Genomic DNA, 17594 nt, shown 5'->3' on the forward strand with positions numbered 1-17594 from the left:
AACCTTTTTTAGGACAGGACACATCCCCCTATTCACATACTCCGCTCTCACGGACTACCTTCAAAGGGGGAATTAGTGACGGAAAAGCGAGAGAAACCTCCCCCTAGCCCCCTCAGAGAGGGGGAGTGTAGGGACGGAAAAGCGAGAGAAAAAAGGGGAGATGTAGGGAGGGAGAAAGGTTAAAATCAAAATATAAAAATGAAGAAACTATTTTACATAGTGTTTGTTTTGTTGTCGGTGGCGGGGAGTGCGCAGGATTTGGCGTATCTCTCTAAAATCACTACCCACAACGGCTTGGTGAGCAATGAGGTAACCAGTATGTTGCAGGATTCTAAAGGTTTTATCTGGATAGGAACTGACGACGGGTTGCACAAGTTTGACGGTTATGACATCACGGTGTACAAACACAATGCACAGGCAGCGAACAGCATAGGAGGAAACTCCATTAGATGCTTGTTTGAAGACCGCCATCGCAACCTTTGGATAGGCTTAAAGGGCGAAGGGCTCTGCCAACTGAATTTGCGCACGGGGGCTTTCAAGACTTACAAACATCAAAAAGGCGCGAACAGCTTGTGTTATAACGATGTGGCGGCAATTGTAGAAGATGAGGCAGGTATGATTTGGATAGCGGTAGACCGTGGCGGATTGGATATGCTGAACCCGCAAACGGATACCTTTACCCATTACGACATTCAGGACAAAAACACTTCCCAACCGCTGAATAACGCGCTCACGGGTATGGTAGCCACCAATGGCACATTAGTACTCAGTTCGTGGGGCGGTGGGGTATATACTTTCAACCGTAAGGAAAAACAATTTAAGTTACACCCTTATTGGCAAACTACCGCAACCGACGAGCAGGTGTGCAAACACATCTTCAACCTCTATAAGGACAGTGAAGGCAACGTGTGGGTATCCTCAGCGCACGGTGGCTTGTACAGCTTAGATGAGAAAAAGAAGCATTACCAGCGTTACACCGTTTGCAATGCGCCGAACTGTTCACATAATGTAAATGTGCGTTCGGTAGCTAACGACAATCAAGGCAAGCTGTGGATAGAAACCAGCGAAGGCATCAAACTGCTCAACAAGCACACTCGCACTATTACCGACTTACCAAACCCGCAACTCGCCAATGAGAGTGTGAATCACATCTACCGAGATAAAAGCCAGCTGATGTGGGTGAGTACCGCCTCGGGTATTTACTATTTCAGTCCGACACCGGCGCAGTTCAAATGGGTGAAGTACAAGAATTTTCTTTCGGAAAAACAAGTGCGCACTATCTTTAAGGACAGCAAGGGCAACCTGTGGATAGGCGGACTCAACCATATTGATAAATTGAGCCCCGACAGGAAGAGTTTGCAAGCGTTTAGCAACCAAAACTACAACCCTAATACGCAACTCTATCAGGCTTTCTGTGAGGACAAAGAAGGCAATATCTGGATAGGCAATTATGCCAATTACCTCGTGAAGTACAGTCCACAAGCGAATCGTTTTAGCGAAGTGCCCATACCTGCCCCTGCCGGAACTAATTACACTTACCGCAATGTCTATCAAATAGCAAAGGACTGGGACAATTCCTTTTGGCTCGCTACCGAGCTGGGGGCGATGAACTACCAGCCCGCTACGGGGGTTTTTAGCCCTTTGTTTGAGAGTGGTAATATTATTTACCCCGAAGACAAAACTCACGTAGTGTATCGCGATCAAGACCTCCTTTTGTGGGTAGGTACCGAAAAAGGCTTGCGCTGTTACACCCGCGACCTGAAACTCAAGCACACTTTTACAGCCTTGAAAAACGACCCGCACGCCCTGAGCAACGACTTTATCACCGCTATACACGAGAGCAAAGACGGCACGCTGTGGATAGGCACCAAAGGGGGGCTACACAAGTTCGACAAAAAAGCGCAACACTTTGAACTGATTCTCCGCAAAGGCAATGACTACGGCGACCCTATCTTCGGTTTGGCAGAGGACAGCCGTGGCAATCTGTGGATGAGCACTCCGTCGGCAATACTGAAGTATACGCCTCAAAACAAGCAATTCCAAGTGTTCAACGAGTACGACGGCTTGCAGAACTCAGGTTTTGAATTAGGGGCTTTTGCCCAAGCTAAGGACAGCGAACTGCTCATTGGGGGAAAAGATGGTTTTAATACCTTCTACCCTGAGCGACTCACATTGAACCAAACCCAGCCCAAAGTAGTCATTTCGGATTTTCAAATATTCAACAAATCAGTACGGCCAGAAGAAGGAGGCGTACTCACTAAGGTAATTGACGAGACCCAAAGCATTCACCTCAAGCACTGGCAATCGGTCATCTCGTTCCGCTTTTCGGCATTGAACTATCGTGCATCGTTCAAGAACCAGTACGCCTATATGCTTGAAGGTTTTGACAACGATTGGATTTACGACACTTCCGAGCGCATCGCTACCTATACGAACCTCAACCCTGGCACTTATGTGTTCAAAGTAAAAGCTACGAACAACGACGGGGTGTGGAGCCAGCAACCTACTACTATAAAGCTGATTGTTGCCCCTCCGCTTTGGCGCACTACTTGGGCTTATATGCTCTACGCCCTTTTGGCAATAGGCTTGCTCGTGCTCATCGTGAAGTATTACACTATCAAGGAAAGAGACAAACAGAACTTGCGCATCTCACAATTGGAAGCCCAGCGAATGTACGAAATCAACGAGATGAAGACCAACTTTTTCTCGAACATCTCTCACGAGTTCAAAACCCCGCTCTCGCTGATTGTAGGTCCGCTGAACCAAATGGTAGACGACGAGAATTCACCTAAGCAACACAAAGAAAAATACACGATGATGTTGCGCAATGCCCAAAAACTGATGCGCCTCATCAACCAGTTACTCGACTTTAGAAAGTTGGAGAAGAACAAATTAGAGCTCAACTTGCAGTATGACGATGTGGTGAAATTTGTGAAAGGCGTGTGCGAAACCTTTGGCTATCTCGCTTTGGAAAAACAAATACAGTACACCATCAAAAGTACGGTACCCAGCCTGTGGATGCCCTTCGATGCTGATAAGTTAGACAAAATTCTCTACAATCTCATCGGGAATGCCTTCCAATACACCCCCGAAAAAGGCGCTATCACCGTGCTCATTTCCACGGCAGTACAACAGGAACAAAAATACTTGCAAATAAAAATAGCCGATACGGGCATTGGCATCTCTCAAGAAGAACAACAACAGCTCTTTACCGCTTTCTTGCAAGGCAAACGCCAAAAAGAAATCCACAACGAGGGTGCGGGTTTGGGGCTCGCCTTTACCAAAGACCTCGTCGATTTGCACAAAGGACACATCGAAGTGGAAAGCGAAGAACAACAAGGCGCTACCTTCACCGTGTTCTTGCCTATTTTAGACGTACCTCAGCTCCACGATGAGGCTTCTATCACCCTACAGCAAATTGACGTTTCTCAAACTGCAAAAGAGACTCCTCCTGAAGAAGCTACAACCGATAAGGAAGAGAGCATCTTGGTAGTAGAAGACAATGAGGATATGCGCAATTATATCCAAAATATCCTCAGCGAGCATTATCACGTGCTATTGGCGCGCGACGGCGAAGAGGGATTAGAACTCGCCATCGCTCATATCCCCGACTTGATCGTATCGGATATTATGATGCCCAAACGCGATGGTATTTCAATGGTAAAAGAACTGTGCGCCAACGAGAAAACAAACCATATCCCTATCATTCTGCTCACTGCCTTGGACAAGGAATCTCAAGTGGTAGAGGGTTACAGTTTGGGAGTGGAAGATTACATCACCAAACCTTTCTCGGCAAAGATACTCAGCAAGCGCATTGAGAACATCTTACTCTCGCGCAAGAAGCTGTGGGAGCAGTACAGTTCTTCCCCCAACCTAAATGTGTACCGCGAAAAACTCGTAGGGCAACCTTGGAAGAAAGAGTTCGTCGATAAGATTAGCAACATCGTAATGGAGCACCTCAGCGACCCTGAGTTCAGTATTGATGCGCTCGCTTTTGAGTTGAATATGAGCACCAATCAGTTGTTTAAAAAGGTAAAAGCGATTATGAACACCACCCCTTACAATGTGATTGTGCAAATACGTATGACCGCCGCTACCGAACTGATGAAACAAGGTAATTTGAATATTTCGGAAGTAGCATATAAGGTAGGTTATCAAGAGCTATCAAACTTCAGTCGCTCGTTTAAGAAGTTTTATAATGTCTCGCCACGAGAATATTTAAAAAATAAAAGTGAAAAGTAAAGCACCTAAGCTATATTGATAAGTTTTCTAAAGGAAATGATAAGTATCTATACACTATAGAGCTTTATCTTTGCACCACAAAATGTACCACCAAAAAAGTATTTGTATGTTTTCGAGAAGTTATATATGGCTTTTTTTCCTTGTGGTTGCTTCTCTCACTACCACGGTGAAAGCGCAACCATCCGTTTCACCTATTGGTGCTCAGGTGTTTATTGAACCTGGCCAAACTGATGAACAAATCAATACGTGGTTCAAACTGCTAAGCGACCACCAGATGAACTGTTGCCGCATTCGTATGTTCGAAACGTATATGAAACGCCCCGACGGCAGTTGGGACTTCTCTCTCTTTGACAAGGCTTTTAAAGCCGCCGAACGCTACAATGTGAAGATTATAGGCACGCTCTTTCCTGCTGCCCCAGACAATTCATTAGGAGGGTTTAAGCATCCTTATTCCGAAGCACATTTGCAAGAAATTGCCACTTACATCAGGCAAGTAGTAACTCATTTCAAAACCTCACCTGCCCTCTACGGCTGGGTGCTGATGAACGAACCAGGTACAGGGGGTTGGGTGCCCAACGATGCTTTGGCAAACGCTCAAAAAAGCGAATGGCTCAAATCCTTAAACCCTCCTGTGTACAACAGTAAAGGTTATCCGAAGATAGTAGATTTCACCTCCCAACAGTTCTTGCTCTACTACAATACTTGGTACCTGCAATGGATTGCGAATGAGGTAAAAAAGTACGACCCTAAAGCCTATTTGCACGTCAATTCCCACCAAATATTTAGCAACATCGCCGAATACAACTTCCCTGCGTGGCGTGGCTTCCTCCATTCGTTAGGCGCTTCCGCACACCCCAGTTGGCATTATACGATGTTCCGCCGTAACCAATACGCTACAGCGCTGGGGGCAAATTGCGCGATCATACGTTCAGGAGCTGGTGACCTGCCTTTTTGGGTCACCGAATTGCAAGGGGGCAACAACACCTATAGCGGTTATAAAGCCTTCTGCCCTACCAAAGAAGAAATCACCCAATGGCTGTGGACGAGCGTAGGCAACGGGGCGGAACGCATCTTGTTTTGGTGCTTGAACCCGCGTGCCGTGGGCGATGAAGCGGGCGAATGGGCACTGGTAGATTTCCAAAACCAACCTACCGACCGGCTTACAGCTGCCTCCGAAGTTGCCAAAACACTTAGAAAAATCAACATTGGTAGGTTTCAACCTGTGGTAGCGAATATTCATATTCTCTATACCCGCGAAACCCTTTGGGTAGAACACAAAGCCCAACTCAGTAACAATACCGATAATGATTACGAGGGTCGCAATACAGGGGGCGCGATGAAATCGGCGTTTGCTATGTACGAAACCTTGCTTGAAAATGGGGTGAATAGCCATTTGGGTAGCTTCGATGAGTTCAACTGGAACCAACCTTCATATAAAGGCGAAACTATTGTCTTAGCAGGACAAATAAGCCTCCCATCGCGCTATTGGGAACCTCTGCACAACTTTGTACGCAAAGGTGGCAAACTCATAATGGAAGGACTCAGTGGCTTTTACGACGAAAATATGTTTGCCTTGCACCACACGGGCTTTCCTTTGCAAGACGTATTGGGCGGAGCGCTCAAAGAAGTAAAATGCCTCCCCTCCGATTTCAGCATACCTTACCAAAACAACCCTCTGCCTGCTCACCTTTGGAAAGGCAGTATATACAATACAAAAGGGCAAATCGTAACTCAAGAAGGTAATAGCATTCTCGCAACTAAACACTCCTTTGTGAAGGGAGAGACCTTTTGGTTCCCATCGCTCTTAGGGTTGGGCGCTTTGCGCAGTGGCAACAGTGAAGCCCTTTCTCGCCTACTACTCACCGAAACACAACCCACAGTGCCATTTCAGTTTGAACGCTACCAAAAAGGCGTGCAGATGTACGCGATGCGCAAAGGCAATGAGTACCTCACCATTCTCATTAACAAACGCCCTGACGCTACCTCGCTGGCATTGCGCTGCCCCAAAGGCGTTACCCCTTCAGTAGTATTTGCCGATAAGGGAGGTAGCGCAACAAGTAATACCATACGCCTATCCTCCGAAGAAACACTGGTGATTCTTTGGAAATAGATACAATTAGCATTGATGTTTTTTCCTAAAAAAAAGCTGTACAATACAAGTGTATTCGTACAGCTTTTTTGTTATTCAAGACTCTCTTTAATATCAATAAGCGTTTGTCTTACGTGTTCTAACTTCGTCACCACATCAAGAGTTGTAAGCGGTTTCTGCTTCTCTTCCTTAAGGCGTTGTCGTGCCCCCTCAAGAGTATAGCCTTGCTCTTTTACCAAATGATAAATCAGCTGGAGCTTCTTAACATCATCGGTAGAGAACTTCCTGCTCCCCGAAGTCGTCTTCCTCGGACTAATAATAGAAAACTCTTTCTCCCAAAAGCGAATAAGCGATGCATTCACATTAAACGCCTTGGCTATTTCTCCTATAGTGTAATACAGTTTATCGGGTAATACAATTTCCATTCCTCTAAGAAATTATCAGTTATCGCTTACATTCACACAACCCCAGCCGTCGTATTCCCCTTCAAAAGGTCTCGCCAGCTCTATCAGCTCCCATACAATATTGTTAATATCTAACGGACTGTCTTCACGAGTAGCCTCTACGGTATAAGGTTGCGCATAACCTTCAGCTTTTCGTTCTTCTACCGTTTTCTCATCGCTCAAACGCACTCTATAGCCTTTTGCCTCCACTTCCTTAGCAAAATCTTGTTGTTGCGCCTCTCTTTTGAAGTAAATAAAATGGTCAATCTCACGAGGTACGTCCATCTTATCACCATTCTTCTCAAGTTGCATTAGCACTTTTCTATTCTGCATCGTTTGGTAAGAAAACTCATCAGGATAAAGAAAGTCAAAATAATCCTCCCATTGAGCATCTTCAGCAGTAAAATATTGAAATAAATACCCCTCAAAAGTCCTCAACACCTCTTGGCAAGTCTCTGCTAAGGTTTCAGCATTCTCACAGTAAAACCAAAGCTCCAAAACACCTTCAGTTTTTACCACTCCTGCCAATACCGCTCCTGTAGCTTCTGCTTTGTCGCCTATAGCATCTTCAATATCACAAAGTATAGGATATTCTTCTTTAGAAGGAAAACCGTCTGGCGTTGGGCTCTTCATTTTTATGCAAAACTGCAACCGTTCCGATAACCCCTCAAGAGGAGCTATCTCAAACAACGCTAAATTCGTCCGTATAGAAGCCGGAACGCCTTCAATACGGCACATAAAGAAATCCCAATTCTGCGGAAGATTTTTCTGTGTCATATGAGTTAAATTAACAATTTATAATCAATAACCTATATCCATCCAATATAACAAAATACTATTTCCCTCCTGCCCGTCGTGCTACGACCTTTTTCTTTCGCCTCGAAACCCCGTTTTTGCCATTATTGGCATTGTTGTATTATAGTATGAATCAATTACTTATATACCCTTTGTATAACAATCGTCCAAGATTCGTATAAGGTTCGTATAAGCTTTGTATAAGCTAAGAGTATCCTTCCAATAGCTTTTCCTCATCAAAAACCCCCTCTTCTCTCTTTCGAATCTCTTCGATACCTTTCTACAACTCCCCTTAACTATTACCCATCTTAGTCAAGCGATTGATTTTCTTGAGTCGAAACGTGTAGCATCTCGGCGTATTCGCTGGGGGTAAGGTTGCCGTAGTAGAAGTGAATAGGGTTGATGTGCTCGCCATTTTTAATCACTTCGTAGTGCAAGTGGGGGGCTTCCGAACGCCCCGTGCTCCCTACCCTACCAATAAGGTCGCCACGCTTCACGTGCTGACCGGCGCGCACATTATAGGCTGATAAGTGCCCATAAAGAGTCACATAACCATAACCGTGGTCAATGCGAATGTGGTTACCATAACCCGATGCATTGCTGTCAGCACGTGCCACTACCCCATCGCCCGCAGCATAGATAGGCGTACCTTGAGGAGCCGTGAAGTCCATACCGTAATGAAACTTACGCGCTTTAGTAAAAGGGTCAGTACGCCACCCATAGCCCGAAGCCATATGCTTTAAATCCTTATTATTAATAGGCTGAATGGCAGGAATCGAAGATAAAAACTTCTCCTTTGCCTTTGAAAGTTTAGTAATCTCATCTAATGATTTTGATTGTACAACCAACTGCTTTCTGAGCACATCTAAGCGTTCACTAGTGCTTGCAATAAGCTTAGAGTTGCCATATTTTTCCAAATCCTTATAGCGGTTCGGGTTTTTGAGCGCCTTGCGAATACTATCAGGAATAATAGGCGCATTAAAGTAAAGGCGGTACATATTGTTATCGCGTTCTTGAAGATCAGCAAGCACCTCTTCAGCCAATTCCATTTTCTTGTTAAGAATTTGGTAATTGGTCTCATAGGTTTTTATCTCGCGCGCCAATACCACCTCGCGAGGGGTGAAAAACAAGCGCGAGTTAATCATTATAAAAGAAAATAAAATCCCAAAAAGTGCTGCTGCCGTAAGGAATATCAAGGCATTGCGCACCTTAGTACGCTTCCTATTATGAATCCGTTTATAGGATAGCGTTTCAGGGTCATAATAATATTTTATCTTTTTCATACGGGCAAAAGTATAAAAAAAATATGATATTTGCTCTTTTATGAAGAAAAAAATGTAATTTTGCAGTGGTTTAGTCGTTAGTAATTAGTCGTTAGAAAGTGCCGCTATCATTTGCTAATTGTTAATTGTTAATTGTCAATTGAATTTATGGGTTTTTCAGAAATTATATTTATCCTATTTATGGTTCTCATCTTGTTTGGGGCTGATAAGCTCCCAAGTATCGCACGCAGTTTAGGTAAAGCGATGCGTCAATTGCGAGACGCCACCGATGAGATTAAAACTGAAATACAACGCGGTGCCGAACGCTCAGGCATTGATACCACTATCGTAGAAGATACACAAAAGGAAATTGAGAAGATGAAAGAAACAATTGGCAAATTAGAGAATTAGAAAATTTACTTATTTTCTCATTAACTAATTAGCAAATTGCAGCCTCTAATATCCGCGTTGTCAAAACGACCTAACACTTCAAAACTACCGTCGGGATGTAGCTTTCCTAAATCTTGAGTAGCAATAAAACTACACGACTCTCTATTAGCCAAATCAATGATGTTTAGTCCGCCGGTTTTGCCTATAGGCAGATAGCTCAGCGCATCGTTTGTATCGCGTACGAGCACTTTTAGCCAAGGTACGCTTTTATAAACGCCCTTCCCTGATGAATATGCCTGTGAAAGCAGTTCAGTCATTCCATATTCCGAGTGAATGGTCTCTACACCAAACCCTTTGCAAAGGATAGCGTGCAGCTCTTCACGCACGAGTTCTTTGCGTCTACCTTTCATACCTCCTGTTTCCATTACAATTGTATTTTTTAAGGAGAAAGTATGTTGCTCTACTAAATCGAGGAGCGCAAATGAAACTCCTATGAGAAGTACTTTTTTACCTGAAGTGTCTAATGCTTTCAAGCGTTCAGCTAAGAGGTCATATTCATTGAGGTAAAAGCCACTGTATTTGTTTTTGGAACGCTTGATAAGGTCATCTACCATTGTGATAAGCGAGGAGCCGGTACGTTCTAAATACGAGGGAAGCAATGCCAACACCACATAATCTTCGATGTTGCCATAGAAGAGTTCAAAACCTTTGCGAAAGCTTTGCTGATAGAAGCTAAGTTCTTTCACATAGTGACGGGAGGTTTGCACGCCTGTCGTACCACTGCTGGTGAAGATTTGCTGAGGTTCGCCTTCACCGCAGTACACTTTTTCAGTTTTGAAACATTCGATAGGGAGAAAGGGAATTTGCTCTAAGCTATGCACCTGCTCAGGCGTACGTTTCAGCAAGGTACAAAAACGGTGATATACCTCGTTGTTTTCGTATTGATACCGAAAAGTATCTAAGGCAAGAGTGATAAAATCTGTATTTTCTGAAAAGAAATTCAATAAAAAATCAACTGTAAAAGAAGTATAGCTTACGCTATAGAAATTGAACAAAAATGAATAAAAAATTAATGAGGCTTACGCCTCAGAAATTGAGTAATAAATGTTGTTTAGTTTTTAAGGAGTGGAATTACAGCACAAAGCAACTTCAATATTAAGGCAAAAGTCCTTTTAGGAGACCGAAAAAGGGGTTTAACAAGATAGTGCTTAAAATAATGATAAGGAGTACAAGCACAATTTTCACCCAAGAGGTGTAGTGTTTTTTGGGAGAGGCTAAGAAAGTGTCGTACTCTTTACGGGTTTTAACGGTAGCGATTTTCTGTTCGAAATAAATATCTATCAAAGAAGGTAAATCTTTTACGGTACGGGCTTTTGAGGAAGCACTATCGTTATTTTTTTGTGCTGTCTTCTTTTTAGCTTGCTTTTTAGGTTCTTCAGGTTTCTTTTGTCCTTTTAGTTCGGCGGCGAGGTCGGCATCGTAGTCTTTACGACTTTCGGGGTCAGAAAGGACAGCATAAGCTTCTTGCAAGCTTTTAAATTTTTCGGCAAAGAAATCATCGCCCTGATGTTTATCGGGGTGATAAGCTTTGGCGAGTTTTTTATAAGCATCACGGATTTGATTATCGGATGCTTTTTGGCTAACGCCTAATATTTCGTAGTAATCCTTTAACATTATAATCTTGCTTTTTGAGTGGTATTATCGTGGCTTTCCCAGCCGATGAGTTTGTTATTTTGGAAAGTGAGCACTAAGGTTTTGTAGTGCCAACGCTCGGTAGTAGAGCCTTTAAAGCCTGCACTTTGGACTTCTAAAGGTTTACCGAGAGCCATTTTTACTAAAAAGTCGGGCATACCTTCGGTGTATACGCCTTTTTCAACGGAACTTGTAGTGGGCTCACCATATTCGCTTTTGATGAGCTCCATAATTCTATCTTTAGTATCTTTTTCGTCTACCAAGGCATTTTGCCATTTTTGGCGTTTTTCTTCAATGGATTTTTCTCTTTTTAAGTTTGTAGTTCCCTGCATTACAAGTATATAGATGAGGTATGCTACGCTTATTGCGAGAATAGAATAATATATCATTGTATGCTTATTTTATTATATAATTCTTCACTGAGGGCGCAAAACTACAAAAACAATTTTTAATATACAAATTTTAAAATTAGAGAATTAGAAAATTAGGGGATTAGAGAATGGGTCAAACGCACGAAATTAGTTAAGTTAAAAAAGTGTAGTTTACGCTACAGAAATTAAAGAAGGATAAAGGATTTGCTTTTTCAAAGGGTTGGATTAATTCATTGATTATAAACCTCCCCCTAACCCCTTCCAAAGGGGGAATTAGCGATGCAAAAGCGACAGTGTGCATATATCAGTGATAATTATTCTTCAACTCTTGATTTATATTGCTAATTTTCTATTGATTTTTCTTCCGTTAGGGGAACTTTCATTAAAAGAAAAATATACTGTGGGTATAGGTACCTTATACGAACCTTATACGAATCTTGGACGAACCTTATAGGATAGAAGTAGGATTTTTGAAAGGTGGGCATCTGCGAAATGAGGTTTTGATGGAAAAATAATCTGCTTTAACGGTGGTTGTTTGGTATATATTTCCGAAGTGAGTAAGCGCTATTCTGAAGGTGAAAAAATGTGGAGTAAAAGATTGGTTATTGATTATTATTTTGTATTTTTGCTTAAGTTTACTGTCTGGCAAAAGTAGATTGCGAATTAAATGGGTTATTTTTAAGGGTAATTGGTGAATAAAAGACTTATTCCTTGAGGGCAAATTGCGATTTGCCCCTACAGATACCGAAAAAGCGATTGATTATGATTAACTATAAAAGAGAGAAAGGGAGGATAATTAGGGTATCTCTGAGGGACTCAGATAAACTCGGATAACCTCCCCCTATTCACATACTCTGCTCTCGCAGACTATCTCCAAAGGGGGATAACCTCCCCCCTATTCACATACTCAGCTGTGCCAGCTCGCTGACTACCTCCAAAGGGGGAATGTGCGACAGTTATTATACAGTGAAATCATACTATACAAGATAAAACAATAAATGGTGTTTAAGTTTAAGCAATTTAGCGTAAAGCAAACGCACAGTGCGATGAAGATTGGCACGGACAGTGTGCTATTGGGGGCGTGGACTCCTGTGGAGAAGCCTGAAAGTATATTGGATATTGGGGCGGGAACGGGTCTATTAGCGCTGATGTTGGCGCAACGCTGTGATGCCACTGTGATTGATGCGGTGGAAATTGACGAAAAGGCTTATATAGAGTGCACGGAGAACTTTGAGGAGAGTGAGTGGGGCGACCGCTTGTTTTGTTATCACGCTTCGTTTCAGGAGTTTGCTATGGAAATGGACGAGCGCTACGACCTTATTATCTCGAATCCGCCGTTTTACACTACCGACTATAAGACGCCTGAGAAAGCACGGAACACGGCTCGGTTTACCGATGCGCTTTCGTTCTCGGAGCTTTTAGCGGGGGTAAACAAATTACTATCGGTCGGGGGTGTTTTTAGTGTTATCTTGCCTTATACCGAGACGGAAGGGTTTATCACTCTTGCGTCGGGTTACGAGCTCTACCCTCAGAAAATCACTCATACGAAAGGGAATACCAAGAGCGAACTAAAGCGCAGTATGTTGCTATTAGGCAGGGAGGAGCTTGACTCCTACCCGATTGATGTGCTTATCATTGAAGAAGAAAGAGGGGGTTATACTGAGGCGTATAGGGCTCTTACACAGGATTTTTATTTGAATTTGGGAAATAGGGGTTAGGAATTCGTGATAAGGGGGTAATCTGACCATTGAATAGAAATCATTAACAATCAATATATCTTTTTGCTTACTATCTTTTACTTTTGACCTACTCTCACCAAAGCTAAGACGGTGCAAGGTCGTAGCACGACAAGCGAGTAAACAAAAAAGCGATGAAAGCTTACAAAGCTGCGCTCAAAGCTATTAAAAAGGCTAAAGATGAAAAAGAGGCTAAAGAGTTATTAGTAGCGCTTATGCAGGTGATAAACAGCCTGCCTAACATCGAAACTGAAGAACGTGCCGATACCGCCGAAGCTCTACAGCAGTTGGCTGCCTGTGCTCCTTTTGCAATTAAAGAAGAGAAGGTGCAAGAGTGGTTTGAGGAGTATATAGATTAGTTATGAAAGTGAAGAAGAAGTTCCTTGAGAATATTTGAAGTAAAGAAACATATTGTTAATATGAATCAAGAAGTGAATTTGCTTATTTATTCATTATACACTACCTTTGCCTCGTTATTTTAGCATTTCACAGAAAATGAACCAAGAAATCTTTACCACATTCCAAAACAAACTGAAAGTAGGTAACCGCCGGGGCGTACACCTCAATGTGATTCCTGGAGCTTCGCGCTATAAGTTCGACATTGCTCGACTCTCAGCTATCTTCAAGAGTCTGCCAGAGCGCTTTATCCTCGACTTGCTCACCCTGCGCAACCTCAATTTCTCGTTTTCTATTCACGATACCGAAAGTACAGATATTGACCATAGAGGGGCAGGAAGAGAAGCCTATAAAGTGAATGAAAAAACAGAGAGTAACATCCCCCTGACCCCCCTCAAGGGGGGAATGGGTGACGATAACACCCCTAACTTTGAGATCTCAATAGCTACCTCTAAGAAAGGGACTCGGGAAGCTGCGCTTGAAAAACTCGTGGATAGCATCGAGAACCTGATGTTCCAAAACGAGGTAATAACTTCGGAAAAAGGGGTGAACACCTTGGGTTTTGGTTTCCCTATACTGTTGCGTCGCGATATGAGCGACGGTCAGCTTACGGCGGCTCCTGTGCTGATTTGGCAGGTGAAAATCAAACCCGCTACCCAAATGAACACGTGGGTGATTAGTCGTAATGAGGACGACCCTATTTACCTGAACGAGGTGCTCATCAACCACCTGCAAAACGATTCGGGCGTAAATCTCAAACCCATTCCCGATGAGATGCTGGAGGACGGCAAAATCGACAAGCCGGAACTGCATACCCTTTGTTCGGATATCCTCTCTCAGCTGAAGGTAACCCAAAACTTGGATTTCTTGCTGAACAACTACACTGAAATCCTTCCCCTCAAAACCAAAGCGGAATATGAAGAACTGCTGCCCAACAAAGGGGATGCTTTTATCGAAAAATGCGGCATCCTCTCGCTCTTTGAGGTGCAAAAACAGAACATTATCAACGACTACGAAACCCTCAAAAAGGAGTTCCAACCTTTGGAGTCCGCTCCTAATGAGGCTTTCCAATCGCTCAGCGCTATTGAAACCGACCCCTCCCAACAGTCGATTTTGGAATCGCTGAAAAGTCAGCAGAAAATCCTCATTCAAGGTCCTCCAGGTACTGGCAAGAGTCAGACGCTCACGGCTATCCTGATTAACGCCTTGGAGAACAAACAGAAAACACTTGTGGTATGCGAGAAGCAAACGGCTTTGGAAGTGCTCTACAACGCCTTGCAAAACAAAGGTTTGGGCAGGTATTGCACAATGATTAAAGATGCCATTGCCGACCGTAAGTTTATCGTAGATGCCGTGCGCAACTGCATCGACAATGCTGAGTTTAAGAAAGAAACGCAGGCTTATCCCGAAAATCTGCTCGCCCAGCAGGTGCAAGCGATGCGCCAACTCACAGGCAATATCAACGCAATTCACCACAAACTCAATGAGCCTCTCCTCAACCAACTCACGTGGACGGACGTAATGGCAGAACTATTGCGCTTTGAAAATGAGAGAGAAGAGTTAGACCTATCGGCCTTTAGCTTTCAGTTTACTGAGGAAGAGTACGCCGCACTCACACCACTGTGGCGACAAGGGGAAGCCCTCTATCAGCGGTATGCCCCTTACGCTCAAAATCACCTTTTTAACCCTCAAAAGCTCACTGCTACCAATCTGTTCAACACCCAACAGCAGGTAGCTGAAAGTTTCAAACAGTACGCCCAGCAGTGGGAGGCTATTCAGCAGCAAGTAGAGGTGTACAAGGCTTATTACCTGCACAAGCGCAAAGAGGAGTTTACCCAACAACTGTCGGTTTTAGCCGAATATCGCAATGAATATGAGTTGCTTACCGCAACCCTCTCTCCTACTTCGCCCGTCTATCAACTGGAAGTCACCAATGGCTTTTTCTACAAACTTGGCGCACTGTTTTCTTCCGAGAAAAAACAAATACTCAAAACCCAAAAACGCTTGCAGCAGCTCAGCACGGCTATCAAAGCGCTGTGTATGCACCGCAACTTTTCGTCGATTGCTATTTCGGATAACCTACTGCTCAACAAAGCAGTCATCGCCGATTACAGCACTGCCATTACCCAAGCACAAACCGATTTTGACCACAAGTGCAACGACGATTTCGCCGCCTTAGACCTGCTGAATTACTACGACCACACTTTTGCGAATGCCGATTTAGACAAGCTCGTGAGTCTGGTGAAAACCCTCAAAAACCGCATAGAAGCCGATCGCTGGCTCGACAATGTCAATTTTGGCAACTCATTTGCAGATTTTGCAACTTACATTACAAATACTTTAGCGACTTACAATGAGTATCAGTCAGATGGTTCACAACCCTTGGTAGCTCAATACGAATGGTTCGCCTTCTTCCAGTCACTGACCGACTTTCAAGAGCGCATCGTGCTCTCACTCACCAAAGTAAGCCATTGGGAAGCCTCTTTCCTCTATGCCTATTACACCCTGCTCTTGCAACAAAAAGCCGATGATACACTGAATTTCAACGAGCGTGATTACGCCGATTTCAAACAGCAATTGCGCCACTTTGCGTCCTCTCAAAAGGATTTTATCGAGGGTTATTGGAATGCCCAACAACGCAAAGCCGTGAAAGCTTTTGAAGACCTGAACAAAGACCTCACCGTGGCCAACCTCTACAACAAGCGCAAAAGCGAAAAACACAACCGTCTGCCTTTGCGACAAATCGCAATGAGGGACACTGATTTGTTCACTACTTTCTTCCCCATTATCCTCACCACCCCCGATGCTTGTTGCAACCTGTTTGAGGGCAAAAACTTCTATTTTGACAATGTGGTGTTTGACGAGGCGAGTCAGCTGAAACTCGAAGACAACCTGCCGGCAATGCTCAAGGGCAAAACCGTGATTATCGCAGGTGATGAACACCAAATGCCACCGTCCAACTACTTTAGCAAGGTGTTTGAAGGCACCGCCGAAGATGAGGACGACAACGAGGAGGAAGACGAAGTGCTCACCTACAAAAACGCAATGCTCAACATCGAGTCGTTGCTCGATTACGCCCTTGAATACCAATTCAGTAAGAACCATTTAGACTTCCATTACCGTTCCAAACACCCCTACCTCATCGACTTCTCGAACCACGCCTTTTACAACGCCCGTTTGCGTCCGCTGCCCAGCCGGCAAGGCGGGCTGCCTATTCACTTTACGCAGGTGAACGGCACTTTCGATGACCATATCAACCGCGAGGAAGCCACCGAAGTGTTGCGCATTCTCTCTGACATTCAGCCCCGTGAAGATGGCACTTACCCATCGGTGGGGATTGCGACTTTCAATATCACCCAGCGCAACTACATCCGCAAGCAAATCTTGCAAAAGCAAAACGACCCCGCCGAAATCGCTTTCCGCGAGAAAATCGCTGCCTTAGAACAAGCGGGACTTTTCGTTAAGAACTTAGAAAATATCCAAGGCGATGAGCGCGATATCATCATCTTATCAGTAACTTATGGCAAGAAGAAAGGAGGCAAGTTCACCCAAAGTTTCGGTCCGCTGAACTTCACCAAAGGCTACAAACTGCTGAACGTGATCATCACCCGCGCGAAAGAAGAAATATACGTGTGCAACTCCATTCCCGAAGAGTTTTTAAACAGCTACAAAGAGGCTTTAGCCCAAGAAGGTGCCAACAACCGTCGGGCAGTGCTTTACGCCTATCTCGCCTACGCCCGTGCAGTAAGCAGTGGCAATGACGCTTTGCGCCGTGAGATTTTGGCAGAACTCGACCTCTACGGCCACAAGCACACCGATATAGCCCAAGCGCGCCAAAGTGCCTTCAAGGAGCAAACCTATCGTCAGCTACAAGAAAAATACCCCGACCAGCACATCACGATGGACTACGAGTTTGGCGGTTACACTATCGACATCCTCTTAGAGCCCAAAGAAGGCAAGCCCGTAGCGATAGAATGCCTCAGCAAGCCTCTTTACAACAACGATTTAGCCTATTTGGAAGACCTCCACAAGGAAAAAATCCTGCAAGGCGCCGGCTTTGATTACAAGCGAAAATGGGCGAAATAAGTGCACGGACAGGTGGAATATCAGAAAGACCGTAACAAGAAAAATAAAAAAGCGACTCCTGAGGAGTCGCTTTTTCTATACGGAATTATATC

General features: G+C 44.1%; 12 protein-coding genes. 6 read left to right on the forward strand and 6 right to left on the reverse strand.

The features are described 5' to 3' along the window. The first annotated feature begins 198 nt into the window (after positions 1 to 198). A complete protein-coding gene (locus RCZ04_RS08665) occupies positions 199 to 4242 on the forward strand; it encodes a hybrid sensor histidine kinase/response regulator transcription factor (protein ID WP_460485645.1) in 4044 nt (1347 codons plus the stop codon). Positions 4243 to 4348: 106 nt separating this feature from the next. Continuing rightward, positions 4349 to 6352 (forward strand): beta-galactosidase, encoded by a 2004-nt coding sequence (locus RCZ04_RS08670; protein WP_460485646.1) that lies wholly within the window; start codon positions 4349 to 4351, stop codon positions 6350 to 6352. A 71-nt stretch (positions 6353 to 6423) separates the two neighbouring features. Here the strand turns inward: RCZ04_RS08670 and RCZ04_RS08675 are convergent, their stop codons facing one another. The 3 genes from RCZ04_RS08675 to RCZ04_RS08685 all read right to left on the reverse strand — a co-directional run bounded on the left by RCZ04_RS08675 (position 6424) and on the right by RCZ04_RS08685 (position 8852). Continuing rightward, positions 6424 to 6756 (reverse strand): MerR family transcriptional regulator, encoded by a 333-nt coding sequence (locus RCZ04_RS08675; protein ID WP_460485647.1) that lies wholly within the window; start codon positions 6754 to 6756, stop codon positions 6424 to 6426. 15 nt (positions 6757 to 6771) lie between these two features. After that, entirely contained in the window at positions 6772 to 7551 is a 780-nt protein-coding gene (locus tag RCZ04_RS08680) for a DUF695 domain-containing protein (RefSeq protein ID WP_460485648.1), read from the reverse strand. A gap of 326 nt (positions 7552 to 7877) precedes the next feature. Continuing rightward, positions 7878 to 8852 (reverse strand): peptidoglycan DD-metalloendopeptidase family protein, encoded by a 975-nt coding sequence (locus RCZ04_RS08685; RefSeq protein ID WP_460485649.1) that lies wholly within the window; start codon positions 8850 to 8852, stop codon positions 7878 to 7880. Between the two features lie 147 nt (positions 8853 to 8999). On the opposite strand from RCZ04_RS08685, the gene RCZ04_RS08690 reads away from it, so the two are divergent. Next, positions 9000 to 9242 (forward strand): Sec-independent protein translocase subunit TatA/TatB, encoded by a 243-nt coding sequence (locus tag RCZ04_RS08690; RefSeq protein WP_460485650.1) that lies wholly within the window; start codon positions 9000 to 9002, stop codon positions 9240 to 9242. Between the two features lie 20 nt (positions 9243 to 9262). On the opposite strand, the gene RCZ04_RS08695 is transcribed toward RCZ04_RS08690, so the two are convergent. From RCZ04_RS08695 to RCZ04_RS08705, 3 genes are all read right to left on the reverse strand, one after another. Continuing rightward, complete coding sequence (locus tag RCZ04_RS08695) at positions 9263 to 10225, reverse strand: LuxE/PaaK family acyltransferase (protein WP_460485651.1); 963 nt, start codon at positions 10223 to 10225, stop codon at positions 9263 to 9265. A 151-nt stretch (positions 10226 to 10376) separates the two neighbouring features. Then, positions 10377 to 10895: a J domain-containing protein gene (locus tag RCZ04_RS08700; protein WP_460485652.1), complete on the reverse strand. Its 519-nt coding sequence runs from the start codon at positions 10893 to 10895 to the stop codon at positions 10377 to 10379. After that, complete coding sequence (locus tag RCZ04_RS08705) at positions 10895 to 11302, reverse strand: hypothetical protein (RefSeq protein ID WP_460485653.1); 408 nt, start codon at positions 11300 to 11302, stop codon at positions 10895 to 10897. Before RCZ04_RS08705 ends, RCZ04_RS08700 begins: the two co-directional genes overlap by 1 nt. Before the next feature lie 980 nt (positions 11303 to 12282). On the opposite strand from RCZ04_RS08705, the gene RCZ04_RS08710 reads away from it, so the two are divergent. From RCZ04_RS08710 to RCZ04_RS08720, 3 genes are all read left to right on the forward strand, one after another. Further along, positions 12283 to 13002, forward strand: a complete 720-nt coding sequence (locus tag RCZ04_RS08710) for a tRNA1(Val) (adenine(37)-N6)-methyltransferase (RefSeq protein ID WP_460485654.1) — start codon at positions 12283 to 12285, stop codon at positions 13000 to 13002. Positions 13003 to 13154: 152 nt separating this feature from the next. Beyond that, positions 13155 to 13379: a hypothetical protein gene (locus RCZ04_RS08715; RefSeq protein ID WP_460485655.1), complete on the forward strand. Its 225-nt coding sequence runs from the start codon at positions 13155 to 13157 to the stop codon at positions 13377 to 13379. Between the two features lie 136 nt (positions 13380 to 13515). Then, the gene (locus tag RCZ04_RS08720; protein WP_460485656.1) at positions 13516 to 17502 is read left to right on the forward strand and encodes a DEAD/DEAH box helicase; all 3987 of its coding nucleotides are present in this window, start codon (positions 13516 to 13518) and stop codon (positions 17500 to 17502) included. The last annotated feature ends 92 nt before the right edge of the window (positions 17503 to 17594 follow it).

The sequence above is a fragment of the Capnocytophaga sp. HP1101 genome (genome assembly GCF_054772415.1).